The sequence below is a fragment of the uncultured Sphingobacterium sp. genome, assembly GCF_964277905.1.
Classification (GTDB): domain Bacteria; phylum Bacteroidota; class Bacteroidia; order Sphingobacteriales; family Sphingobacteriaceae; genus Sphingobacterium; species Sphingobacterium siyangense.
Genome location: NZ_CAXYKD010000007.1, coordinates 38,443 through 64,873, shown reverse-complemented (window position 1 = coordinate 64,873; position 26,431 = coordinate 38,443). Strand labels below are relative to the sequence as shown.

Here is a 26,431-nt window from a genome sequence, read left to right as displayed (position 1 = left end):
TAACAAGTTCACCCCCATTATTAAAATATTACGAAATCTTTGATCTAGATAAACCTTAAATAATTGCATACATTTTCATAGTTAGCCGACTAATATCTAGATTTACTATTTTTAAAGTAATAAGCACAAAAAAAAATTACAATCTGATAGGGATATGGATAAAATCACGAAAAAAGAAATTGCAGAAGCAGAGAACCAATTTTTCTTGGCGCAGCTCGCCAGTAATGTAGACGGTCTTGATCTCCTCCTATATGACGACCTTGTTGCTGTAGCACCTGATGGTCAAATGTTAACCAAAGAAATGGATCTAAATGCACACAGATCAAAGGCTATAATTATTGAAAATGCTTCAACAGAAATTGATGAGATCAGAATAATTGGGGATACCGCGCTTTCCGTTACTACGATGACGGCAAAAGGCAAGGTAATGGGAGCACCATTAGAAGGAAAATTTAGATATTTTAGGGTATGGAAACGCATTGATAACACACTAAAAGTCATTGGTGCCAGTTTTATGCAATTGCCTTAATAAGGAAACGGAAAACTGAAAATTCGGTTTTTTAATTTTGTCGTTGTAAATTTATATAGATGGGTATGATAAATAATAAATCTAGGATTATATGCAATGCAAAAATGAAAAAATATACTTTTTTTCTGGCTTGTATTTTACTTTGCTTTTTTATTTCTTGTCGAAATATTGGCAAACCTATTGATAAACAAAAATCCGGTTCTTACTTCATCGATTCAAAAGGGCAGATAGCTTATTGTCAGAATGGAAATTGGTTTAGTTTGGGCATTTCACAAATGCAGGCTGATGCAAAATCGTTTGAGGTTTTGTCAGAGGATATTGCTAAAGACAAAAATGCGGTATATTTTCGTGGCACGATTCAAAAACTTGTGGACAAGAATTCCTTTTATGTCGACAATCAGATTCCAAAAGATCGTTTTCATGTCTATTATATCGATCAGGCTCTAGGCTTTAATATCATCCAGGGAGCAGATCCAAAAACATATGAGCTCGTAAAGGATCATATAAACTGGGCACGCGACAAGGACCATTACTTCTACAGTAATGACATGATAAAGGCAGATCGGAAAACCTTTTCGTTCGTCAATGACTATTTTTTAATGGATAAAGATTCAGTTTATGTCTCTCCGAATATAGGTACCTTTAAAGCAGTTGCTGCTAACGCTGGAAACATTGAAGCCATAAACAAATATTACATAAGAATTGGCAATACAATTTATTACCCACCATTTCAGCAGGGATCAGATGTCATAACAAGGTCCTTTAAGACCATTGATAAAATTCGTGTACTTGATCAGGATCATATTAGTGTTGACAACAAAACAATCTTATTCAGGGGGAAAAGCTTCAGATATGAACAGGTAGATGCTCCTTCCTTTGAATTATTCCCGATTGATGAAAAGAATGATGTGTATGGAAGCAACTCCTATTCAAAAGACAAGAATAATGTGTATTATAATCAGGAAATAATTCCAGATGCCGATATTAAAACGTTTATATCTTTAGGTCACGATTTCGGAAAAGACGCAAAAAATGTCTTTTATCAAAAACAGCTACTTGAAGGAGTAGATGCGCATAGTTTTAAGAAGGACGGTGATTTTTATAAAGACAATCGAGGCAATAAATTCAGCGGCCTTACAGGAAATAAAATCTAATCAGCTTTCTTTTGACAGCTAAACTTACTTTTTGTATTCAAAAAAAGCTTGTCCAGAGGAACTTAGCGATTGAAATTTCCAACTCGCAAACTATTTTAATACAGCTAGTCAGATTTTAGGCGCAATACATCAAACATGCGTTGATATTCAGGTGTCTCGAGATTATACTTTTTAGATTCACGAATAACGTAAGCTGTCAAAGATGCCGACTCTGTTTTCGGTCGTTTATTAAGATAATCCGTATGCATGGATGAAGTCGCATCGTAAGGCATTTGTTCCATTTTGTCCAAGGTCTTATGTACAATATGATCAGCAATAACAACTCCTTTTTCCTGAGCTAATGCTGCAACCTCCTGAATAAGTTTAACAACCGCATCTTTCTTCTTTGGATCTTCCATTATCTGACCAATAGAACAATCAAAATAAGAAGTAGCTGTGGCCATAGCGGAAATAAAAATAAATTTATCCCATATTATTTTCTCAATTTCATCGGAATAATTCACATGGATATCAGCTTGTTGCACAAGATGATATAACCTATCCAGTCTTTCATCATGTTCTCCATTCAATCCGAAACTCATTGTACCCCATTTCCCTGTCACTTCAATTACTCCAGCAGCCTTTAACCGGGATACAATATAGGCGCAACCATCCACAACCAAATTATTCGGATAATATCTGTTGATACGTTCTTTGCTGTCTATTCCATTCTGTAAGGGTATGAATACTGTATCTGCGCTCACACACGGTCCTAATAAGGCCATGGTATCTTCTAGATCATAAGATTTAGTACAAAGAAAAATGTAATCCATTTTTGTGAAGTTCTCAGCCTCACTGGAAGCCTTATAGGGCTTCGCTGTAAAACTTCCCTTTTCTAATAACAGCTTTAAACCATGTTGGTTAATCTCCTCAAGATGGTTACCTCGCGCCAAAAAATTGACATGAATATCAGTATTTTCATACTTGCGCGCTAACATACCACCAAAATATCCGCCCACTCCCCCCAGGCCCACAATTAATATATGCTGTTCCATTAGTTTTTTTATTTCGTATTCCTTATCTGTATTCAACCCTTAAATAAATCTAAAGTGAATATAAAAGAACTTTTGACAACACACAACTTATCAATGTCAGGCGGAGATCAATTATTCAGCAACAACTTTTCTTTTACCATTACTTACAAATTTGTTAGTAACACACAAATAGCCGCTTTACACCCAGAAGCAAGTATTTGCCTTTACATTTGCTCGTATAATTAATCATGTACAATAGGTTTTTATTTATGAAAAAATACGCATACATCGGAGCTTTGGGTTTTCTCGCAGTAATCACAACCGAGTTTGGCATTATTGGCATCTTGCCCCAAATAGCCGATCATTATCATATCAGTATCGACAAAGCAGGTTATTTATTAAGTGCTTTTGCCTTGATCATTGCCATAACTGGGCCATTTATGACATTGTTGGCTTCGGGATTCGACCGCAAGAAAGTCATGTTAACTGCCATCGCTATTTTCTTAGTCACGGCGATTGTCTCTTCATTATCCCCTCCTTTCTGGTTATTACTTACTGTAAGAATTCTTCCCGCCTTTCTCCAACCTGTCTATATTGCGACAGCATTGTCTGTCGCAATTTTAAAAGGGGGGAAGAAAAATGAAAATGAGCTTATGAGCATTGTTTTTAGTGGCGTTGCAATCGCCATGGTGACAACAGTCCCCTTCGCCACCTACATTGCCAGTCTCTATTCCTGGACATATTCTTTCACGATACAGGCCATTGTCAGTATAATTGCACTACTGGCGATCTATTTTACCATTCCTTCTTTGCCTGTAAAAGAAAAAAAATCCTACGGTAGTCAGATGAAAATATTAACCAAACCCATTTTTATGGTCAGTACCGCAATGAATTTCTTTATGGTATCCGCTTGGTTTTCTACCTATAGTTATTTCGCCGAATATTTAAACAAAGCAAAGAATATGGACAGTACCATGGTTAGTTATATGCTATTTGTATTTGGTATTATTGGAGTCATCGCCAACTGGGTGGCAGGGAAAATGCTCAACCGAAATATTACGTTTACCACAGCATTTTTCTTATCGGGTACACTTATTATTCCTTTATTACTGTATTTTTCAGATGGCAATATATTCGCTACGGTCTGTACGATTGCCTTATGGGGATTTCTTTATTCTCCTAGCTTCTTAAACGCATCTACCTATATGATTTCTTCCGCTCCCGAGGCGCTAGAATTTGCCAATAGTCTAGCGACTTCATTTGGCAATCTCGGGGTAACCTTGGGAACTACCGTAGGTGGCTGGATTATCGTTTCGAAAGGTGTAGAATTTTCGCCCTGGCTTACGATGGGTTTTGGTTTTCTCGCCTTTCTGATGATCGCCCTACGACAGTTTTTAGAAAAACGTGGTACAACAAATCAAATCACCGTGGTACAGTGTACACAGCAATAATATATTTTGCCGGTATTATAAATAGCCAATGCACGACAATTTAGATCTAGTTAGCCTGGATAATCATTCCAGTTCGAACTGGATCTAATGCATCTCCTTAAAGACCATCGATAAGATACCAGCTCAGAATAATACCTATAACAAAAATCAATATGGCCACAATTGTAATGCTATTTGAAGTTTGAGCGAAGTTCTCCTCTTCAATTTGTTTGTTTGTTTTACGATATTTAAAAAAAGCGACAATAACCGTCAACGCACCAATAACCACAATAGAAACACCAACAGCACCAGAATATTCATGCTGAGATCCTTCGACTATATCTCTTTTGAGAATGAGCTCAATCTGACGAATAAATAGTGAAAACTTAACAACTACAAAACCGAAGCCCATAATGCCCAGGCTTGTCCGGATCCAAGCAAGGAAAGTTCGTTCATTCGCAAGATGGTCATTTATCTTCTGTGGCACAGTATTATTAGACATTTGAAATAAATTTTGATCAACAAAAACTTAAAGGAATTTTAAAAAGTATTTCATAGCCCTAAACAATACTTTATCGCCGTGAATATGCTTCAGCACATTTGTTTCATGGGTTAGTAAAGATGTTAAGGTTAAGAAATTCCATTGTTTGCTCCTCTATGAACGTTGCAAAACTTTGAAAGGTTTGAAAAATAATTCAAAGCTTCTTTCTTTCAAATCTTTTTTAGCAATGGCATACCGAATCCTGCAGATGAGGAAGGAATAAGTTTCCCATCTTTGACGAGATATCCCGACAAATCCACATCATCAGATGTACTTGTAACTCCTTCAATGGTTACGGTATTTCCGAGCCCTCCTGCTAAATGCGCTGTATAGAAGCTCTTGAGAAGCGATCCCCAGGCATGTGGAGATGCTTGCGCTCCAAGTTGTATTAACTTTGGCATTAAATTCCTCCAATTCGTAAATCCAAGGCCTTCAATATCCGTAAGGTGAACATCCAGCAGTTTCTTTTCAAATAAGGTTCTCAGCAAATTCTGATCAGGATCTGCTTCGCCATCCGCCAGCAAAGTATTTATGCCTTCCGATTTTAAAAAGCCGCTAAGCTTTTGATAATCCATCACCGTTTCATGAAAAGGTTCTTCTATCCAAAAGAGATTTACCATTGGGATACCTTTTAAATACTGAATAAATTGGTCTGATGTAAAACCGTTATTTCCATCAACTAAAATTCTGCAGTCGGGAAATGCGTCTGCCACTGCTTTTGTCACCTCAATATCCCGTTGAAGTCCTTTGGAAAAAGGCATCCATTTATGCCCCCTTCCAATTTTTAACTTGAGTTGCCTGTAACCCACTCCATAATCATATTGGCATTCCTCAAGAATACGGTCAATTCCTGATGGCCTATCCGCTGGTTCTAAGTCATCAAAATAGATCATACCGCTATAATAATCTGTTATGATCGGATCTTTTCGACCAAGTATTTCATAAACAGGTTTATTTGAAATGACTCCTGCGAGATCGTGAAGAGCCATATCAAAGGGAATATGTGTCTGCAGCAGTGTACCGACTTTGGGAGAGAAAAGATCTGACATTTTCTTGCCTATCAATTCTCCCGAAATTTGTTCAGCTTCACGTCTTGAGCCACGGAGTGAGGCCCAGCCCATTGCTCCCTGATCTGTCCTTATAACACATATTTCCACATCAGGTCCATAACCATGTAGGTCTAGACGGGCATTTTTCCCCACAAGCCTAGGATAATTCATCTTTACGGTAGAAAATCTGATATCTTTTATCTTGTGATAGGACAGTACCTTGTTTTCTGGTTCAGCATCAGAGGAAAATAAAATTTCATTTGCGTAACCTTTATACAACGTAGCTGTGGCAATGCCAAAATTCAGGGCCTGAATAAATGTTCTTCTTTTCATAGTTGATCTATTTCGATTATCCGAAACCGTCAGGAAAGACTTGTTTCTAGTTTTTTATTTTACACCAGCGTAGGCATAACTAGCCACCTAACCAAAGCTTTATAATTAGTTTATAAATATCCATATGAAAGATACTACATACGCGTTTGTATTTATTGACAGGGCGTATCAATTGCTGTACAATTTGTATCATTTTTTTTATAAATATCTCTGTCGTGTACAATTACCGTATGACTATCTTTACAGCTTCGAACGGCCTTATTACTCATACCAAAACCGCATAAAAAATTTGCATATAAATACCTATATCTTAAATTTTCCTTTATTTTGTATACATGCGCATATTGGTAACAGGATCTTCGGGAAAATTAGGAAGTGTAACAGTTCGGAATCTACGTCTTGCTGGACACGATGTTACGGGAGTTGATTTATTAGAAAGCGATACCACTGATCATTTTTTAGATGTACAGCGAACTGAGGCAGTTATTGAATTCACAAGTGGTTATGAAGCCATTATCCATACTGCAGCACTGCATGGTAGACATATGGATTTGAATTATAGCCGGCAAAGTTTTATAGATACCAATATAACAGGAACATTAAATCTGTTAAATGCCTGTGTAAAGAACGGAATAAAGCGTTTTCTTTTTACCTCTACAACCTCCATATACGGCAATGCACTTGTTGATGCGGAAAAAGCGGTGTGGGTTACAGAGGAACTTATAACCCAACCCCGTGATATTTATGATATTACCAAACAGGCTTGTGAAGAGCTCTGTAGAGACTTTTTCGAAAAAGAACAGCTAATGACTAGCGTCTATCGTGTCGGCCGATTTCTTCCAGAATCCGATAACCTTATGCTAAATCATCGTTTGTATCGGGGATTGGATGAAAGAGATGGAGCTGAGGCTCTTCGACTAGGTGTTGAGACTAACTTTACGTCGTTTCAGATTTTTAATGTTTCTAGCGGTTCGCCTTTTGAAATTGAGGATTTAATTGAACTAAAATCTAACCCTTCCCATATCATCGCTAAGCGTATCCCAAATGCCGTTGAAATATACCGACAGAGAGGCTGGAGTTTTCCAACATCGATAGATAGAGTCTACCGAAGTGATAAAGCAATGCAATTACTTGGTTACACTCCGCAGTATACTTTCGAATTTCTTCTCAATCAACTTCAATAAAACAGCAAGACGGCACTTTAGTTATTGATCTACACCGATAAAAACGCCTTCATTTTATTTATTGCTTGCAAGGAAATATCTAAATCTTTATTGAGCACGATTTGTCCACTTGATTTTTCCCAAATAATTAAATTAGCATATTGTGCTCTAAATAATGAAAAAAGCGGCCTTTCCTTTAGCGGTAGATACTTTTCAACAATAGAAACTGCGTAACTATCGAAAACATATTCTTTTTTTCCAATGCTTATCCGGTCACTGAATAGCGTACAGCGGTTTTGCCGATAGGTGGAAACAAGTAAGGCGGGTAAAAGAACAAATCCAAAGAGAGCGAAGGCCCCAAAAGAAATAACCGTACTTGTACCTGAGATAATTCCCAAAAGATTATAGATTGATCCGAAAATAATAAAGGGCGCCAAGACACCATAAAAAATAAGTGTACGCTGTGATAGATTGATTTTCATACTAATTATAAAAAATTGATTTAATACACCAAAATAGTTAAAAGCAAATGAATCTCCTGCATAATATAATTATCGCTTTGATCTCCTTAATATTCGTCCACTATCAATAAATAAGGGTAATACTTTCGCCATTTTTAATCGGGAGTTTTTCTATCGTCAGGTTCTTGTCGGAGCTTACAAAGCATTTGAAACAAGTCTCAAAAAACGACAAAATCTATATAAGATTTCCAAATTTTCCAGTATAGATTAGGATAAGGGTAATCATATCGAATAGCGCATGTGAAATGATTGAAACCCAAAGATTATTATTCCATTTTTTATATAAAATACTCCAGTACAATCCCCCAAAACAAGCAGCAATAACAGCAAATATATCTTGCTGCAGATGATAGAGGCCGAAAAGAATACTGGTTATCACGATAGGCAACAAACCTCCCATTCCTTTAAACAATCTTTTTTCGAGTAGATTCTGGATATAGCCCCGAAACACAACTTCCTCATAAAATCCACCAATAACCCAAGCTGCAACAATTGTCATGATCAATCTTGCCATACTACTCCTGATAAAATTATACTCTGTATAATCAGGGACGTTAAATAGATGTTTAATAACTGGAATATATATTATCTGCATAAATATTACCCAGGCCAATGCAGAGAGAATTCCTAAAAGAATAGCACGCGAAGAAAGGTTTTTCTTATCTAATCCCAAATCCTTCAATGACCTGCCTTCTCTTCTTAAAACAAGAAAAATTGCTAAAAAACAAATCACTGCATAAGAATAAAAAGGTAATGGCACAGCATGCGGAAATACGACAAGAAATAGGATGAAACCGATATCCTGAATTATTGAAAATGCTTTCCTTTTCATAGCTTCAGTTATGAAGTGCGTATTATCTTCAAAAATTTAAGCAACCGTAACGCCGAAGAAATGTCCTATTAACGCGGTCACTCCCATTGCGATCGTTCCCCAGAAACATATTCTGCCTACTGCAACTCCGATACTCGAGCCTCCAGTCTTGGCCGCAATTGCTCCAAGAACCATTAAAAAAATAATCGTAAAACCATACTGCAGATAGACCATCTGCTTAATTGGTGCAAGCAATGAAACCATAAATGGAAGTAGCGCTCCTAATGCAAATGAGCCCAGAGATGCCAGTGCAGCTTGTAAAGGTTTAGCTTGTGTAATCTCATTGATACCCAATTCGTCATGTGCATGGGCGCCCAATGCATCATGTGCAGTTAGTTCACGTGCAACCTGTAAGGCGGTTTCTTGACTGACGCCTCTTCTTTCATAAACTTTGGCTAATTCCTGTAGCTCGATTTCAGGCATTTCTTCAAGTTCCTTTTTCTCACGTAGGAGATCGGCCTTTTCGGTATCTTCCTGTGAGCTTACGGAAACATATTCTCCTGCTGCCATAGACATTGCTCCCGCAATCATACCCGCTAACGCTGCCAAGACAATGGTATTGCGTTCAGGACTTGCCGCTGCAACTCCAATTACAATACTCGTCGTCGATAATAAGCCATCGTTGGCACCTAACACAGCAGCGCGAAGCCACCCAACCCGGTTGACATAGTGTTTTTCTAATGGATGGTGCATATCAATATGTGTTTGTGAAAGATACTTAAATTTAGCAATTATATTTATTTAAAGCTACACTGATATCACTGTAAGTCAACAACCTATCAAATCACTGACAATACCATCCTGATTTTTTCACGATTGTGGTTATCCCTTTTAACCATCACCTTTCAACATTTCGCAAACTCTATTCTACTCAGAGACTTAAAGAGAAGGTGCTAGGTTTTCTTTTAATACACGTTCAGGGTCAACTCCGGATCCTCCAGTTTCAAGGATAATCCCATTTCGGTCAATGATATAAACTTTTGGTAAACCCTGTACCCGATAGGTGATGGCAGTTTTACTGTGTAGTGCTTGCTGATCGCCAACATTAATCCAGGATATGTTATCTTCGACGGCAGCTTTTTTCCAGATCTCCTTATTCGTATCTAGATTAAAGGATATAATCTCTAATCCTAGTTTTTTATATTTAGCATACAGCATCGGTAGCTTTTTGTTACTTTGTCTGCATGGAACACACCAGGCAGCCCAAAAATCGAGCACAACAATCTTTCCTCTAAAATCAACTAGTTTTAGATCATTATTATTAAGATCTTGTGCAATAAAGGATGGTGCCAGGTCCCCCTTTCTAAGTTCTTTTGCTTGAATAAATTTTTTTAAAAAGCGTCCAGTTCTACTATCTTTTATATTCTCCGGAAATCGACCATAAGCTAGCTGTAAGGAATCTCTTGTTAATGATGTTCTTAGGAAATAGAGTTCCTGCATAAGCGGATAAGAAGGTTTTTTATTAAAAATATTATCGATTCTTAATTGTCTTATGGACCAATAATAGTGATCCGATGCAATTCTCAACTCGGTCTGTTTGACTGAATCAGTTTCAACTTCTATCTCCTTATCAAGTGCTGCGGCTTTTTTCCACATGGGATCCAGCTGTTTATTGATCGGAATGGCCTCAGCTTGTGATCTAGAATTCAGCACTTCGATATTTGAAAAATTCAGGCTATCGCCCAAAATCTTCATACGTGCAGGCTCAATCCAAATCACGGTCCTCAAATTGGGTTTTGCAGTTAGTATATATAAGGTTGGTTCCAGCAGAGTTCCTTTTATCGTACATTTTCCATCCTTAAGCACACCTGAATAAGACTGACTGTCATTCTGAAAACTGCTCAGTTCAAACTTTGAACCATTAGAAAATCCTGAAAGATCAAATTGAATTTCGAAAAGCTTTCCTTTTTTTTGCTGAGCCAGGCAAGCAAGAGGTAAGAAAAATAAAAAAAGAAGTATTTTTTTTACTATCATCATATGCGTATTAGTTTTCTTATCAAAAAATAATATCCTTCATCTCCGATCCACTTAAACGAGTATTTCTAACAAAACCCGCCCCCTTAAAACGATATTGAAGACCGACTATTTCAGTTGGTGCATTTTTAATCGTAGTTGCATATACAGGTTTATCATTAATCCAAAATCTAATCTGCTGGTTTTTACAGACTATTTTAAGCTTAGTCCATTTGGAAAGATCACAACCAAATCCACTGAGGTCATCTTGTTTACTATCCGTATAAAAACCACCAGCTGTAAGGGCTATGTCACCGATACAGGCTGTGTTTACTAAAGGTATAATAAATATATCGTTTTTAGACTGTAAGAGTACTTCCACACGTTGGCAAATATTGCCACTATTGACTATCCCTGTTTTTATGTCTGTTTCAAAACTAAAATTATTGGTCATAACTCCTGTCCTATTCTTTTGATTGTAAAATCTAACTGGTGGAGCTTCAGGGAGGAGGTCGACCTTATAACTTTTCAGCAGCTCCTGCGTAATGGCAATTTCATGTGGCAATGTGATTTCAGTTTTTTTGAAATATAACGGTTCTTTTCCCCACGCTGCTTCTACCAATCCTAACCAGCCATCTGTTTTAATCTGTATATCATGTTCTCGAACAATTTTGTCCCCAATAATCAGCTTGGCCCTGAAATAACCTGGATAGTAATAAATAGCGGAGTGATGTTTGTCGTTTCTATCCACCTGCGTCTTGCGGCTAGTGTCCCAGCTTTGTGCAATGAATACCGAATCGTCTTCACTTGCTGCCGAAGCGTCATAATCAAATACAACTGAATTGGGCAAACCCTGTGTCAACATTGTCTTGGACGAAAAGTGGAAAGCGCTACCATTAAAATGCTTCTTTTTTTGGACAAAGCTATTACCAAATAGTATGACCACGACAAGGACAATGACAGATGAAATAGCTATAATAAATACAGAACCATACTTTTTTCGTACGCTCACTTGTGGCTCAACAGCGGATTTACTAAATCCCTGCTTCTGCGATATCTCTTTCTGTACATAAGCATTCCGGAAAGCCCGCCAGTCTTCATAACCAAGATACTGTGCCAATGTATTTAATGTCGTCAGGGCAGGTTTACTTTGGTAATCAATCCTACCAAAAATCCGCTTCAATGTAGAAATGCTAAGTATAACTCCCGTTTTCTCCTGAATCTTTTCCGAAAGTTTTTCAAAATCGGCAGTACTCCAATTGGACGTTTCACCCCATTCAAGTTTATTTTCAATGGAATTCTTAAGATACTGAAATAATTCAGGATGACTCGACTTAATCATAATTCATTACATATCAGAATTTTAAAAACAAACAATCATCTTGAACAAACTTGAATAAACTTGATGCAAGGTTGAACGCGTTAAAATAATGCCTACACGCTAAATTTATCAAAAACTTTATTAACATGAAAAAAACATTCTTGATACTAGTCTTAATATTGGTCGCTTTATTCCAAAGTGATGCTCAAGAAAAGAAAATTAAGACATCGGCAGGCACAAACATTACACTAAGTGCAGAAAAATGGGTCTTTCAAAACGGAAAAGTCGATTTTCTAAATTTTAAGGGCCGTAGAGCAATAAAAATCGCTCCAGCATCTGGTCCGGTAATGATTAAAGACTTAATTTTCAAAGATGGAACCATCGAGTATGATGTGATACCTGCGAAAACAGAATTTGCCAGCGCCATTTATTTCCATCGAAAAGATGAAAGAGAACAAGAGATTGTCTATCTGCGAGTACCTAAAATGACCGATCCTTTTGCCAATGAAGGTATTCAGTATTGTCCCATCTTACACGGCGTCAACATGTGGGACATGTATCCCCAATATCAGGCGGCTGCAACAGCCAAAGCAGATGAATGGAACCATATTAAACTCGTCATTTCGGGAATGCAAATGCAGGTTTTTGTCAACAATAGCCTCAGATTGACCGTACCAAAACTTGAGGGGCGCGAACATAGCGGAAACATTGCATTTGACGGCGACTCCTACATCAGCAATATCGAGATCAAACCCAACGAAACCGAAGAATTACCACAGGTTGAAGGTGTAGACCTGACCCGCCATGAAGCAAATTATATCCGAAATTGGTCTATAACCCAGCCTACGACTTTGGAAGAAGGAAGGGAGCCAACTACTTTTCGTGACCTACCTAAAGACGAAGCCTTTACAGAAAAAATAGCCGCTGAGCGATATGGATTAATAAACCTGACAAGACGCTTTGGTGCTACAGAAAAACGCAGGATAGTTTGGCTAAAAGCCGTTATTACCGTGAAAGAGCCTACATTCGTCAATCTCCAGCTCGGATTCTCGGATGAAATATGGCTTTATCTAAATGATCAGATCACCTACACTGACAAAAATATCTTCCGTCAGAATATGAAAAAATATCCTGACGGAAGAATATCTGTACAGAATGGAAATGCTCGATTAAAGCTTAAAAAAGGTGAAAACCAATTACTCGTAGGGGTATCCAATGATTTTTATGGCTGGGGATTAATGGCCCGTTTGGAAAATATGGAACATATTGCCGCTATAGAACCTTATCAGGAAAAAAAATATTCCATCGAACATCTCGATAGTTATTTGGGTACCTATGCGGCTGAGACAGCTCCCACATTTAAGCTAACCTTTGTAGAAAAGGATGGTATGTTAAGTGTGGAGGCCCCTAATCAAGAAAATGTAGCACTCGATTATCTCGGAAATAACCTATTTAAAATGGGACTCGGCATAGAATTGCAATTTACGCCCGACCTACAACAGGTGGTGAGAAAAGAGAATGGATTTGAGATGAGATTTATTAGGGAACGATAAAATAAAATCACGTCATAGAACAGTATACACCTTGCCTCAACAGCTCAGTCCAATTTCAATTAGGACTGAGCTGCTTGGTTCTCCTATCATCTATCTCGCGGCGACTTTCGCACTCGTGTTTGTGTTTTTCATTCAGAAAGTTACGCTCTTTAAAATTTATAATTATATCCTAGCCTCAGCACCTGCGTTTCGTAATAATCATGGCTTGTATAATTAAAACCAATGCCATCTATTTTTCGCTTAATAACCATCGTATTTAATAAATCCGTTGCATTAAAGAAAAGCTCGCCTTTTCCTTTTTGAACAGATTTTTTTAGTCCTGCATCTATTGAAAACCTCGATTGGATTTTTCCCTGTGGTATAATATCCGGTGCCAAATAGATTGCTGTAATCTGCCCATCCCATCCTCTTGCAAAACGAAACATATTGTTAAACTTCAAGTTACCTGAAAGTGCAGTCTGCCGATCTGCTGAAAAAGTATTGGGTTCGGGATAAAGGTTTTCTACTGTAAAGGCATTGATTTGGTTTCGATAGAGATTACCATTAATATTAAAGGAGTAAATTGAAGATACTTTTTGATTCAAGATTGTTTCAATCCCCGTATTGAAGCTCTTTCCTGCATTTTGGAACACAGCATAAATTAATTTACTGTCCGGAACAGTACTCGATATCCGTGTAATAGTTCCATCAGCGAAACGGTGATACATTGCGACATAGAAATACCCCTTGCTCCAGGTGTTCTTATATCCCAGTTCGACAGAATTGGTGAACTGAGGACGCAAGCCTGGATTTCCAACCTTGATAATTTCAGCATCATCATACTTTGGAAAAATACGAATGTCTACTTCATTTGGTCGGTCCACTCGCCGATTATAAAAAGCCGAAAGCTTGTTATTGTCGTTAAGTTTGTAGGCCAATCTCACATTGGGAAAGGGTTGCGTATAATTGTACCCATCACTTTTATAGGTGTTATGATTTGGATTTACATCATATTGAATTTTCACATATTCTAGACGCAAGCCTAATTCAGCCTCCCATTTCTCATTTTCGAAAACATAATTCCCATACACTGCTGGTATTAGTTCCTTGTAATTTGCCCAGCCGCCAGCATCCATATCAAGAACAGAGTTGGCGCCCGGTTTAAACTCCATATTAGTTGGAATATTCCGGTTTCTCACCTTTATTCCGGTTTCAATACGTCCATATTTCAGCGGTTTGATATAATCTACATTAACATCATAAACCTGTTCGTCGGATAGCAGCTTAAAAGAGTCTGTTCCCTTCGCAGAAGGTAGATAATTGTCATAGAAGTACTTTTCGTCTTCTCGATGAAATGTATAATTAAAACCAACATTGAGCAAATGCCCGGCATCTTTAAATTTGTGCTGATAAGAAGTTGTCGCCATGGCTGTTGTCTTCAATTCATCTTCCAAAAATTGCCAAAGACGCAAGCGTGTTGAAATATCGGCATCGAAAAAAGGTTGATCGCCCCGGTCAATAATCTTCTCACTTCCATACATCCCCGAAATAGTCAGATTATTCTGTTCGTCAATATGCCAATCTATCCCCGCTTTCGTCGTTAGAAAATTCGTATTCCGATTTCGTTTCAGCTGTGAGTTAATAATTGTACCATCTTCATATTTACGAGTTACAAATTCATTCTTGTTCAGCGTCTGTGTATAGAGATTATCGGCCTGTATGAAAATGTTGACCTTATCTTTTCTGTAATTTAATGATACACTGGGATTGATTTTAGGTGTTAAAGTATATTGTGGTCTTATGGTTGGTAGGTTTTCCTTCCGTATCCATAATGAACCTAATCCGGAACTGAAACCTACTTTACCATTAAATCCATTTTGATTACTTTTCTTCATAATGATATTAATAATACCTGCATTCCCGTTGGCATCATACTTCGAAGAAGGATTATTGATGATCTCTATTTTATCTATTGCTGATGACGGAATATTATCCAACCCAGATTGGCTACCAAAACCTGTCAAAGCGGTTTGTTTTCCATCGATAAGCACGGTGACTTTGTCATTGCCTCTCAGTTGAACTTTGCCATCCTGAACCGTGATTCCGGGCAAATTTTGCATCGTCTGCAAAACAGAACCGCCGGTCTGACTTATATTATCGGCAACGGAATAGATTTTCTTATCCAGTTTATTACTTACATGACCTGCCTGAGCAGTCACGCTAACCCCTTCCAATGCGATGGAACGCTCGCCCAACTCGATCGTTGGGATATCCAAAAACTCCGAAAGACTACCAACAAATAGGGATTGCTTCTTATCCTCAAACCCTGTAAATGAAATGTTTAATTGGTAATTTCCTGGCTTAATTTTGGAAATGGTAAACCGGCCTTCATCGTTTGTCATCGTTCCGGCGATAAAAGCGCTGTCTTTATCAGATTTGACCACAACATTAACATATTGAATAGCCAATTTATCCGCCTTATTTTTTATAATACCTGAAAGGGTAACAGACGATACCTGTGCCGAAACAACCGAAGAAACTATAACTAAAATAAAAATAAAAAATAACCGTAATTGAACCATAATCTAATCCCTAACCTCCTTTAGAAATTTACCCTTATAATCAAAAATTAAGTCCCTACCATCGACTTCAGCCTCATAGCTAACATTATTTCTAGCATCAGTAATTTTGGCTGCTTCTTTGATATTTTTATGTGGATAGTTTTTGATTACATAAGCTTTAGCGTCTGCAGGAAGCTCTCCGACGGGAATTCCAACCTCGGTTTCAATGATATGTCCAGCGGCATTTATAAGGACGGAATAATTGATTTTTCCATCCTTAAATCCAGCTTCATAATTTCCCTTTTCTTTTTCCCATTTTACAGACTTTACATTAAGGTATTTCTGTTGAAACGCCAGCTTAATTACTGATGGAACTTTCTTTTCTGAGACTTCTTGAGCATTGACCAGTGATACGCTTACCATCAGAGCCAAAATAAAAATTAATCTTTTCATGTTCTTTTTATTAATGATTTCATAAAATTCAAAAACAATTTAGAAGAAATTTAGAACTCAATACCAACCAGGATTATGGAAATTGTAGAGCTAATGAATAGCTATTATATTCTGAGATTACTCGGTGCTTGTTCGGTGCTTGTTCGGAACTTCTTCGGTGCTTCTTCGGTTGGGAGCGAATAAATAGCGACTAAGCTCCGAGGAAAAAACGTCGATTGTATGAGTGAATATCGAAAACAATATAAGATTAAACTTAGAGCGTATGGGATTCGCTTTCCTTACAGTATTTTATTTTTCCAAATAGCCTGATACATCTTAAGGATATGTTAAACTTTTCGTATTAACACTTTTTAACGATGTTAAATGGTAGCTTTAGCATATATTATAATTTACATCAACCACAAATGCCCTTTTTAGACCATGTTCTGCAAGTTCCTACCTACGGATGGAAAGACAACGATGGAAACCTCGTAAAGCCAAGCAAAAAAGAAATTTTCAACGAATTCTTCAAACGCCTCAATATTTTTAAAGATAAAAGAAATTGGTTACCCTTTTTTAGCTGGCTAAAAGTAGCTTGCCTCATCCCCTTTTTTATCATCTTTTTGGTGTACCACTTCAGTTGGTGGACTGTCTTGGCAGCATTTGTCTACAGTATGATCGTTATGGGGACTCATGGTACGATATGGCACCATCGATTTGCAACACATGGCGCATTTAAATTCCGGAACGGATTCTGGCGTTTTTTCACACAGAATCTGACTATTAATGTAATTCCAGAAGAAATATATGTGATTTCACATCACGTTCATCACGCAAAATCTGACACCCCTGGTGATCCTTATAATGCACAAGCTGGTTTTCTATACTGTTTTTTAGCCGATGTAAATCATCAGCCTATTGCTAAGGACCTTACGGAAAATTCATATAACCGTGTTAAATTACTGATGCGACATACAGGTGTAACCGCAAATAGTTATGCACAATATCAAAAATGGGGGTCGTATGTAAATCCTTCTCATGCTATTGGATCCTGGATACTAAACTGGGCTTTTTGGTATGCCATTTTCTATTTGATCGGTGGCCACGCGCTTGCCTGTACACTCTTTGGTGCGGCCGGTTTCTGGGCAATCGGTGTACGGACATTCAACTATGAAGGCCATGCAAAAGGTGAAGACAAGCAACGTGAAGGTATTGATTTCAATGAGAAAGACAAATCTATAAATCAGTTATGGCCCGGCATTGTAGCGGGTGAATGGCACAACAACCATCATTTATATCCTAAGAGTGCACGGAGTGGTTTTAAGCCTTATCAGATTGACCTCGCTTGGTGTTATATCAAAATGATGCATAAACTCGGCGCAGTCAGTAGTTATCGGGATGACAAGAAAAGATTTGATGAACAATATCGTATCCCCTACCTAAAATCTAAGGAATAATCAATCGCTCTTATTATAGTTTTAACCTGTTACCGGCTTCAGCTAGATAGCACGAGAACAACTAAGTCAACGTAGCGCGATAGTAGATTACTGCATTTTATTTGGAACAAGTCTAAATAGAGTGTATATTTGGGTGCTTTGAAAACCTCCGTACGTAAAATAGAGATCAACAAACAACAATTTGAAGAGTTCTTTCAACTGTATTGGAAGAGAATGTTTTCATTTGCGCTTAAAAGTGTAGACAATGAAGATGATGCAAAAGAAATTGTTCAAGATGTCTTCAAATCTCTTTGGGAAAGAAGATATCAGCTAGAACTTCAGGATGCGGAGCGTTATCTATTACGTTCGGTTAAATTAAAATCACTAGAATTTCTTCGGAATAAAGGAAATAAAGAGAGACATCATGAGCTGATCTTAAATAGCAAAGCAGCATCTTACGAAGACAATTATATTTATTACAAAGAACTCAAAAATCACTTGGATCAAGCTGTTGATTCTTTACCCAAACAATGCAAAAATGTCTATAAACTGAGTCGCGACGAAGGATTGACGAACAAAGAGATTGCAACAAATCTACTTATTTCCGAGCGAGCAGTTGAATATCATATCAGTAAAGCATTATCAGTTATCAAAATAAGACTTAAAAAGTATTGCAATATCAATATTGCGAGATTCCTATTAATTACTTTTTTGTACTTTTGAATATACGTGGATTATCAAAAGATGGAAATCAACCAAGAAATACTTAAAAAATATGCTTCAGGTGAATGCTCTGAAGCTGAAAAGCATGCGGTTGAAAAATGGTTGGATAATAATTCATGGGATAGTATTGCGGAAAATAAACCTGTCGATGAACTAGTTGGATCTGACATGTGGAATAAAATTAATGCCGATGTATATCAATATAGAAAATTCCATTGGGCCAAAATTACTGCCGCCGCCGCAGTTCTTGTAATCGGTTTTTCTGTTTTCTATCTATCTCCCCCTGCTCTTGATAATCAAACCTTTACCAACACATCAATTGAGAATAGCAAGCTCTTTACCGAAGATCATTATGATTTACAGTTAAGTAAAAATAGCACGGCCAATATTGATCTGGTCAATAAAAAACTAACCTTCAGCGGAGACTTTATGATCACACCTAAACGGGACTTTGAGCTTGTGGATAGCAACCATAATGTTCTTGTATTTAAGGCCGGGCGAGAATACTTTGTTTCTGATTCTCCGGATTTTGGTAAAATCGTTGCTTTTCAAAAAAGTGATTTGGCATTCCTTCCGTCCAATATGCAGATTAAAATTAGGGAACAATTTCAAAGCATTTAATAGACAAACATGAAGCGATTATTATTGTTGTGTTTCTTTCCAACGCTTATCTTTTCCTGTCAGCAAAGTCCTAAAAAAAAAATAGATCCTAATTTTGTATTTTGTTTATTCAACAAGGATGAAAGTCCCACCAGCTTATTGTTCGCTGAAAGTTTGGACGACACTAAAAGTACAACTTTAGAAATCCCGTTATCGACTTCAAGAATACAAGAACGAGAATATATTTATAAAAACGGTTTCTTTTACAGATTATCGAGTCAGACTAGTTTGTTTAAAAAATACCAATTGCAAGGTTCTTCTCTCGTTCCCATTGATAGTATACAATTAAAAAATCGCGATTTTGAGACCATCACATGGAAAGACAAAACAAATCTCATTGCTATATGTCGGGAAGATCTTGTCGACAATAAATCTCAAGCTAGACTCTATCAGATTGATGTTGCGACCATGAAAGTCGCCAAAGAAGCAACTATTGTACTGCCTTTTGCGACAAAAGAATATAAAGCTCTGCACCTTGGTCTTGTGGATATTCAAAATAACGATCTATGGCTAGCCTATTCCTTTTTTAAATCAACTGGAAAATATGGGCATACGACATCCGATACGACCTATTACGCGACCATTAAATACGATGATTTTAAGCTTCTGAATGTTCAGAAAGAAACACGTTCGACTTACCCTGGTGGTTTCAACATCATTCAATCCTATAGTTTTAAAGACGAACAGGGGGATTATTATTTTATGACCAATCCTGGCATAGCGTTAGGTAATAATCCGAAATTACCAACAGCTATTTTTAGAAAAAAGAAAGGTCATCAACTCGTCGATCAAGACTTTATAATCAATATTTCCAAATCAATCGGCAATCATGCTTATGGAATGTGGTATGTTGGTCAGAATAAAGCGATAATACGCAATGAACGAAAGGACCTGTATACTGATTTTTCCAATTTCCATGCAGTCTACCAGTTTGAATACAGACTCGTAGATTTAAAATCAGGGACGATCGAAAAAATTCCGCTCCCATTGGATAAAGGCACACAGAAAGATAATGTGTGGAGCGATAAACAATACGCTTATATCGCGATCGATGATGCTAATGACGAACATCTTGTATGGAAATATAACCTGCATACCAAAGAAATCTCCAAAGGAATCAAGCTTCCATCCCTTACAAATTTCACCGTCCGTATGGACTATCTAAAATAATTTCGGATTTAACCTCAAAAAAAAATCACTAATAATCAGAATGTTATATATTTTATCAAGAAATATATAAAACCAACATTCGGTAAGTGATCGGTATAGGCAACTCTCTTGTATATACTTAATCTAAATAAAAATGTTGAGGTCAACATCTACTTTTTTACTATTATTAATTTTTATTGCATTTACACAAGCTCAAACTTCCAAAAAGAATGTGATTTCAGGCTTTGTTAAAGATAATTTTGGCACGCCAATTTCTGGAGCGACAATTCGATTAAAGAATCAGAGCACAGGTACATCTTCCGATGTCGACGGCTATTATAAATTACAAACAACAGGATCCGATGCTTTTATTATACGCGCAAGTGCTGTTGGTTATCTTCCTGAAGAACGAGCTCTAAACGGGAAAAATATTCAGGACTTTCAACTTATCGAGGATCGTAATTATATCGACGAGGTGACCGTAACAGCACATACAAAAACTGAAAATGAACAAAAAGTAGCCGAAATAAAGCGATCTGGCTTTAATGTCAGTGTCATTGACATGAATAAACATGCCAACGAAGCTGCCAATTTAACACAGGTTTTAAAGCGTGCCACAGGAGTCACTATTCGTGAAGATGGTGGATTGGGCTCCAACTTTGTATTTCGCATCAACGGGCTCGATGCAAAGATCTACATTGATGGTGTTCCCATGGAAAACTTTGGATCATCGATGTCTTTAAATAATATTCCTGTCAATCTGATTGATCGGGTCGAAGTTTACAAAGGTGTTGTTCCTGCTTTTTTGGGTTCCGATGCGCTCGGAGGTGCTGTCAATATTATTACAAAACGTCGTGCAAGACCTTATCTGGATCTGAGTTATTCCTATGGCTCGTTCAATACTCATCAAGCGGCCGTCGTGGGTACATTTACCAATCCCAAAAACAAACTATCCTTCCGGATGAATGCATTTTACAATCATTCCGACAATGATTATAACATGTATACCAACGAAAAGTACAACGTTCTTATCGAGAACACCGTCGACAACAAGTATGTCACGATCCCCAAAGCCAAGCGTTTTAACGATGCTTACACTTCAGCCATGGGACAATTGGAGGTCGGTTTTCGCGATGTATCCTGGGCTGATCAGTTCTATGCAGGTCTGACCTATTCACAAAATCACAAAGAAAACCAGCTTGGGTCCTCACTTAGCAAAGTGTTTGGCGGAGCATGGTCTGAAAGCAAATATCTGATGCCAACCCTAAGCTATAAAAAAAGCAATTTTCTTATCAATCGCCTATACGCAGATATTTTTACAAGCTATAGCTACGATACCCGCTACGTGCGGGATACAGCTATGTACAATTACGATTGGTCTGGAAGCTGGATCTCGAATTACAATGCCACAACCCCGAATCCCCAAAAAGATACAAAGTATAATTTGTCAAATTATCTCGCGCGCGTAAATCTAAACTATGACTTTGATGAAGCGCGTAATCAGAGTTTAAACTTCAACTACAATTTCAATAGCAACGATCAGAAACAATATGAACTGATTGGCAATTATGACCGCTCAGGTTTGCCATCCTACTTGGGCCGACATATTTTGGGTTTGTCATGGCAAAACCAATGGTTTGACAAGCGCCTATCAAATGTTTTAGCGGTAAAATATTACCGCATGAATGCCTCAAAAGATATTGACGAACGCACCTTTGATGCAAACAACAATTTGATCAGCGGTGGGATAATCAGTCAAAAAAAGCAAGGGAATTACTATAGCATGAGTTTAGCCTCACGGTATAGGATAACCAAGGATGGCGGTTGGAAACTATCTTATGAAAGAGCATACAACTTACCTTCTATGACGGCTCTTTATGGTGACGGTATCAATACAACATCCAACTGGGATTTAAAGCCCGAACGGAGTGACAATATCAACACTGGGTTTTACTACAATACGTATATTAACCAGAATCACTTTCTGAATGTCGATTTAACAGGTTTCTATCGCTTGGCAGATAACTATATAACCAGCCGAGCGGTCATGCAGAATGGAAATGCCTATTTTCAAAGCTATAACGAACCTGGAGTAAAGCTCTACGGCTTTGAGGCCGAAGTCAAATATGGCTTTAAAGATCTTTTAGCAGTTACCCTAAATGGTTCTTACGATAAAGCTACTTACAACAAAAAATACACAGACGATTCAGACAATAAACAAATTAGCCTCACTTATGGCAAACAACTCATTAATCGCCCTTGGATCTATGGAAACGCTGATATAAGCCTGATCCAAAATAACTGGTTTCAGCAAGGAAGCAGAGTACAACTCTCCTACTTATATCAATACACGCACTGGTTTTATCTGACAGAATCATACTTGGGATCACTTGAATCCAAAGATCTTATCCCTTCCCAAAATATCCATTCTGCGATACTTAGTTATGCTTGGGACCGGAACAAATACAATGTATCCTTTGAGGCTAGAAATCTAACAGATGAACGAGCATACGACAATTTTCGACTGCAACGACCTGGACGTGCATTCTACGTCAAGCTGAGATTATCAATTATGTAAAAAACAAATAAATATATATTTTTATGAAAATCAATAAATTCGCCATCGCTATATTTGCTGCGACTGTGTTATTTTCTTCCTGCAAGAAATCACCTGACACCACTTCACCTGATGAAACTACACCGACTTCAAATAGCTTATATAGTGTATGGGTGACGACCGCAGCGGGTTCATCTTACCTGCTTACCGCAGATAATTTAATGAAAGATACCCTGCTCACTCCGAACAACAATCAAGGAATCGATATTACGTCTCACCTACCGGCAGCATTTTATGCCATTTACGCTTATGCCTATGAGGGTAAATATTACCTGTCAAATGATGGAACTAGATTTAGTCAATTTGAAGTAGTCAATAGTAAATCTTGGAAAGAAACGAACAATTACGCTTTCCCTGGAAATTTCTATCTGGGAAAAGTCCTAAAAGATATCAGCACAAAAGATGAAATGGTCATGACTAAAACAGCTGGTACGACCAATAAAGTGAAAAATGTACTGGAACAACCGATTTATTTTATGAACATCAACAATATGACGATCAATAAAACAATTGGTATAGAAATTCCAATGATCACTTTTAATCCCAAAACTCCGGAAGGAAAAGATCATAATCCATATATCGTACCGACGAGCTTCACACAAAGAGGCGACAAATTATTTGTCGGACACAAATACAGAAGCAATGAAACTCGTAAAGATATCATCGACACGGCCTACATGTATGTGTGTGATTATCCGAGTTTAGCGAATGGGAAAATTATAAAAGATGGCAGAGGAGGCTTTGCTGCGGGACACTGGGAGGTACAGACACTTACTTTTACAGATGATAATAATGATCTATATATCGTAACCAAAAAGACTGATGCTGCTACCTATGGTTTACTGCGTATCAAGGCAGGCCAGACTACGTTCGATCCAGATTATTTCTTCGACTTGAAAGACTATAACGTTTTCAGCAACAACATTTCACAAGTTCAAAAACTAGGGGATGGCAAGGTTTACATTAGTCCATTTGTGGTCGATCCGGCAAATAAAAAGATTGTTGCAGATCTTCGGATTTTAGTCGGTGGTGGAGAATCTAAAACAACGATGAACTTTATGGAAAATGGAAAATTGTATGATGTATTCAAGACAGATGAGTCTAAATGGTATGTGTATGAATACGATCCAGCAAAAAATTCGGTAAAACGCGGTGCCGAGATCGATCCAGGAATTACACAGGTTTATCACTTGAACAAGCTTAAATAAAACACCACTAAGTTTAGGAAATACCTAGTCGATGACACCTTCAAAACTCGAGTACTCGATGATAAAACAGGCAAAATCGAATCTAGGTATTTCTAAAATATAACTCCTAATTTAAATCAAATGAAAACAATACTCATTAACCTCTTCACATTTTTTATTGTGTTGTCAGCTTCGGCGCATGCTGTCTTTATTGAAACTTCACTGCAAGGGAACAAAGGAAAGATCCATACTGTAAAGGTCATTTATGGTGAACCCGATGAACATGAGCTTATCTCAAAATGGTGGTGGTATAAAGATGGTACGCAGATTACGTTGACATTGATCAAACCTGATGGAAGCACAGCCGCCTTGATAACAACGGCTCAAGGAGATCACTTATTGGCCTCATTCACTCCTGACCAAGAGGGCGTATACCACATTACCCTAAAAAAAGATACAGATCGCAAAGAAGGAGCCAAAACACAGTATCAGATCAATGCGATAGCGACAATCCAAGTCGGAAATTCCACTATTGGAAATACAGCAACCCATATCGACAACGATTTGTTTGTCTTTACGAACAATATGGTTTCCAAAAATAAAAAAGAGCTGTCGTTGACTTTATTCGAAAAAGGTAAACCTGCAGCAAATACAGCTGTTCAGATCATTGCACCCAGCGGATGGATTAAATGGCTGCAGACAAATGATCAGGGTATAATCAAATTCACGCCAGAATGGACTGGTAAATACTTTGCGGAAGTATCGAAAAGGGAAAAAGCTACAGGGCAACCCTTTGAAGAGTATAGCCGCGCAAGCTCTATGAGTTTTGCCGTAAACTAATGTGGACATGGCTGTAAGAAAGAAGAAAAATAATTCGCTGTTCAGGCAGATCAATAATTGGTTGCACCTTTGGCTGGGATTAATTTCAGGTAGTATTGTATTTGTGATCTGTTTGATGGCCTGCCTTTGGGTTTTTAACCATGAGATTATCGATCTTGTTATCCCGAAAAAAGAAAGGCAATATATCCTTGCTTCCAGCCAGTCCTTGATTTCGCCCTCAAGGATCGTCGGAATAGCAGACTCACTCTATCCTAGTGCTGTAGTAAGAGGCATTACCTATACCCGGGATCACCCCATTTCCTTTACCCTCAAAAAAAAGGAGCAAGAGGGCAAAGGCAGAGAAGCTAATTCAAAAGCAAACGCACAGGTGCATCTATTACACCCATATACAGGCCAATATCTAGGTTTGCAAACAGAAGACAATTCCAAAGAAGCGCAGTTAAGAGAAAAATTGAATGGCTTTTTTGCATGGACACTGAATGGACACCGTTTTCTATGGCTTCCCAGAGAAATTGGACGCCCTATTGTAAACTATGCGACCTTGGTCTTCAGTATTACCTTAATCACAGGATTGATCTGGTGGTATCCAAAAAAATGGACAAAATCAACTCGGGAAAAAAGCTTTCGGATCAAATGGAAAGCTGGTTGGAAAAGAATTAATTTGGATCTGCATAATGTGGTTGGCTTTTATTCTTTTATTTTGATTCTATTATTGGCTATAACTGGAATGTATTATGGTATCGAGTGGTTTAACAGGGCCTTATATTGGTCAACAAACTGGGGAACGCCACTAGCCGAAAGAACTTCTGTCCAATCCGATTCAACAAAAATTGGTCAAATAACAATTTTTTCAACAGCTTTTGATCGAGAGATTGAGACGATTTTAACCCAATACAAAGATCCACACTACTTGACAATCACCTATCCAGACAAGGAAAAAAAGGACGCTACGATTTCGGTCTATATTCGTAATGACATGGATCGACAGTATAACAATCGCTATTATTCATTCGATCAGTATACCGGGGCATTTCTACCCAATAACATTTCCTTGTTCAACAAGGATTTTGAAGAATTAAGTGCAGGTGAAAAATTCAGAAGACTCAATTACGATATTCATGTAGGGTCAATTTGGGGATTTCCCACAAAAATGCTGGCATTTGTACTCACCTTTATTGCAGGCACACTTCCTATTACAGGCTTTATTATATGGTACAATCGCAAATGGGGAAAGAAAAAAGGCCGCAATAAATTGGACAGGGAATCGCATAACGGAGAAGAAATGAACGTATCAAATACGGACATACAAACAACAATGCGAAAACCACCGATCCGTTTCCGTCCAAAATCCACAAACCTTTAGGTTTTCGAATCACTACTATTTAATTTATGCTTAAACGGTTCTTTCTCGAAGAG

23 protein-coding genes are annotated in these 26,431 nt (G+C 37.7%); 13 read left to right on the top strand and 10 right to left on the bottom strand.

The window, feature by feature from the left end; translation table 11 throughout:
• The first annotated feature begins 154 nt into the window (after window positions 1–154).
• A complete protein-coding gene (locus ACHWSC_RS04940; RefSeq protein ID WP_394675969.1) occupies window positions 155–529 on the top strand; it encodes a nuclear transport factor 2 family protein in 375 nt (124 codons plus the stop codon).
• A 59-nt stretch (window positions 530–588) separates the two neighbouring features.
• Complete coding sequence (locus tag ACHWSC_RS04935) at window positions 589–1,683, top strand: DKNYY domain-containing protein (protein WP_394675968.1); 1,095 nt, start codon at window positions 589–591, stop codon at window positions 1,681–1,683.
• Window positions 1,684–1,787: 104 nt separating this feature from the next.
• On the opposite strand, the gene ACHWSC_RS04930 is transcribed toward ACHWSC_RS04935, so the two are convergent.
• On the bottom strand, window positions 1,788–2,717 hold the full coding sequence (locus ACHWSC_RS04930; protein ID WP_394675967.1) for a ketopantoate reductase family protein: 930 nt from the start codon (window positions 2,715–2,717) through the stop codon (window positions 1,788–1,790).
• 248 nt (window positions 2,718–2,965) lie between these two features.
• Here ACHWSC_RS04930 and ACHWSC_RS04925 point away from each other — a divergent pair, with 248 nt between their 5' ends.
• Entirely contained in the window at window positions 2,966–4,147 is a 1,182-nt protein-coding gene (locus tag ACHWSC_RS04925; protein ID WP_394675966.1) for an MFS transporter, read from the top strand.
• Between the two features lie 97 nt (window positions 4,148–4,244).
• Here the strand turns inward: ACHWSC_RS04925 and ACHWSC_RS04920 are convergent, their stop codons facing one another.
• Window positions 4,245–4,628, bottom strand: coding sequence for a YidH family protein (locus ACHWSC_RS04920; RefSeq protein WP_394675965.1), 384 nt, complete (start codon window positions 4,626–4,628; stop codon window positions 4,245–4,247).
• Window positions 4,629–4,837: 209 nt separating this feature from the next.
• Window positions 4,838–6,049 (bottom strand): enolase C-terminal domain-like protein, encoded by a 1,212-nt coding sequence (locus ACHWSC_RS04915; protein WP_394675964.1) that lies wholly within the window; start codon window positions 6,047–6,049, stop codon window positions 4,838–4,840.
• Window positions 6,050–6,384: 335 nt separating this feature from the next.
• Here ACHWSC_RS04915 and ACHWSC_RS04910 point away from each other — a divergent pair, with 335 nt between their 5' ends.
• Window positions 6,385–7,233: an NAD-dependent epimerase/dehydratase family protein gene (locus ACHWSC_RS04910; protein WP_394675963.1), complete on the top strand. Its 849-nt coding sequence runs from the start codon at window positions 6,385–6,387 to the stop codon at window positions 7,231–7,233.
• 29 nt (window positions 7,234–7,262) lie between these two features.
• On the opposite strand, the gene ACHWSC_RS04905 is transcribed toward ACHWSC_RS04910, so the two are convergent.
• The 5 genes from ACHWSC_RS04905 to ACHWSC_RS04885 form a co-directional block, all read right to left on the bottom strand.
• Window positions 7,263–7,694 (bottom strand): hypothetical protein, encoded by a 432-nt coding sequence (locus ACHWSC_RS04905; protein WP_394675962.1) that lies wholly within the window; start codon window positions 7,692–7,694, stop codon window positions 7,263–7,265.
• Between the two features lie 214 nt (window positions 7,695–7,908).
• Window positions 7,909–8,565 (bottom strand): CPBP family intramembrane glutamic endopeptidase, encoded by a 657-nt coding sequence (locus ACHWSC_RS04900; protein WP_394675961.1) that lies wholly within the window; start codon window positions 8,563–8,565, stop codon window positions 7,909–7,911.
• Window positions 8,566–8,601: 36 nt separating this feature from the next.
• Window positions 8,602–9,297 carry a VIT family protein gene (locus ACHWSC_RS04895; RefSeq protein ID WP_120336392.1) on the bottom strand — a complete coding sequence of 232 codons (696 nt, stop codon included), beginning with the start codon at window positions 9,295–9,297 and terminating at the stop codon, window positions 8,602–8,604.
• 186 nt (window positions 9,298–9,483) lie between these two features.
• Entirely contained in the window at window positions 9,484–10,581 is a 1,098-nt protein-coding gene (locus tag ACHWSC_RS04890; RefSeq protein WP_394675960.1) for a thioredoxin-like domain-containing protein, read from the bottom strand.
• Window positions 10,582–10,600: 19 nt separating this feature from the next.
• A complete protein-coding gene (locus tag ACHWSC_RS04885; RefSeq protein WP_394675959.1) occupies window positions 10,601–11,899 on the bottom strand; it encodes a hypothetical protein in 1,299 nt (432 codons plus the stop codon).
• A gap of 125 nt (window positions 11,900–12,024) precedes the next feature.
• Here ACHWSC_RS04885 and ACHWSC_RS04880 point away from each other — a divergent pair, with 125 nt between their 5' ends.
• Window positions 12,025–13,431 (top strand): hypothetical protein, encoded by a 1,407-nt coding sequence (locus ACHWSC_RS04880; RefSeq protein ID WP_394675958.1) that lies wholly within the window; start codon window positions 12,025–12,027, stop codon window positions 13,429–13,431.
• A gap of 149 nt (window positions 13,432–13,580) precedes the next feature.
• Here ACHWSC_RS04880 and ACHWSC_RS04875 read toward each other — a convergent pair whose 3' ends face one another.
• Both ACHWSC_RS04875 and ACHWSC_RS04870 read right to left on the bottom strand, forming a co-directional pair.
• Window positions 13,581–15,992, bottom strand: coding sequence for a TonB-dependent receptor domain-containing protein (locus tag ACHWSC_RS04875; RefSeq protein ID WP_394675957.1), 2,412 nt, complete (start codon window positions 15,990–15,992; stop codon window positions 13,581–13,583).
• 3 nt (window positions 15,993–15,995) lie between these two features.
• Complete coding sequence (locus ACHWSC_RS04870) at window positions 15,996–16,424, bottom strand: PepSY-like domain-containing protein (protein ID WP_394675956.1); 429 nt, start codon at window positions 16,422–16,424, stop codon at window positions 15,996–15,998.
• A 404-nt stretch (window positions 16,425–16,828) separates the two neighbouring features.
• On the opposite strand from ACHWSC_RS04870, the gene ACHWSC_RS04865 reads away from it, so the two are divergent.
• From ACHWSC_RS04865 to ACHWSC_RS04830, 8 genes are all read left to right on the top strand, one after another.
• Entirely contained in the window at window positions 16,829–17,860 is a 1,032-nt protein-coding gene (locus ACHWSC_RS04865; protein ID WP_394675955.1) for a fatty acid desaturase, read from the top strand.
• 138 nt (window positions 17,861–17,998) lie between these two features.
• Complete coding sequence (locus ACHWSC_RS04860) at window positions 17,999–18,562, top strand: RNA polymerase sigma-70 factor (RefSeq protein WP_237241782.1); 564 nt, start codon at window positions 17,999–18,001, stop codon at window positions 18,560–18,562.
• A gap of 21 nt (window positions 18,563–18,583) precedes the next feature.
• The gene (locus tag ACHWSC_RS04855; RefSeq protein ID WP_394675954.1) at window positions 18,584–19,183 is read left to right on the top strand and encodes a hypothetical protein; all 600 of its coding nucleotides are present in this window, start codon (window positions 18,584–18,586) and stop codon (window positions 19,181–19,183) included.
• Window positions 19,184–19,192: 9 nt separating this feature from the next.
• Window positions 19,193–20,392, top strand: a complete 1,200-nt coding sequence (locus tag ACHWSC_RS04850) for a hypothetical protein (protein WP_394675953.1) — start codon at window positions 19,193–19,195, stop codon at window positions 20,390–20,392.
• A 133-nt stretch (window positions 20,393–20,525) separates the two neighbouring features.
• Window positions 20,526–22,949 carry a TonB-dependent receptor gene (locus ACHWSC_RS04845; protein ID WP_394675952.1) on the top strand — a complete coding sequence of 808 codons (2,424 nt, stop codon included), beginning with the start codon at window positions 20,526–20,528 and terminating at the stop codon, window positions 22,947–22,949.
• A gap of 23 nt (window positions 22,950–22,972) precedes the next feature.
• Entirely contained in the window at window positions 22,973–24,196 is a 1,224-nt protein-coding gene (locus tag ACHWSC_RS04840) for a DUF4374 domain-containing protein (RefSeq protein ID WP_182330930.1), read from the top strand.
• 120 nt (window positions 24,197–24,316) lie between these two features.
• The gene (locus tag ACHWSC_RS04835) at window positions 24,317–25,015 is read left to right on the top strand and encodes a DUF4198 domain-containing protein (RefSeq protein WP_394675951.1); all 699 of its coding nucleotides are present in this window, start codon (window positions 24,317–24,319) and stop codon (window positions 25,013–25,015) included.
• A 7-nt stretch (window positions 25,016–25,022) separates the two neighbouring features.
• On the top strand, window positions 25,023–26,378 hold the full coding sequence (locus ACHWSC_RS04830; RefSeq protein WP_394675950.1) for a PepSY-associated TM helix domain-containing protein: 1,356 nt from the start codon (window positions 25,023–25,025) through the stop codon (window positions 26,376–26,378).
• The last annotated feature ends 53 nt before the right edge of the window (window positions 26,379–26,431 follow it).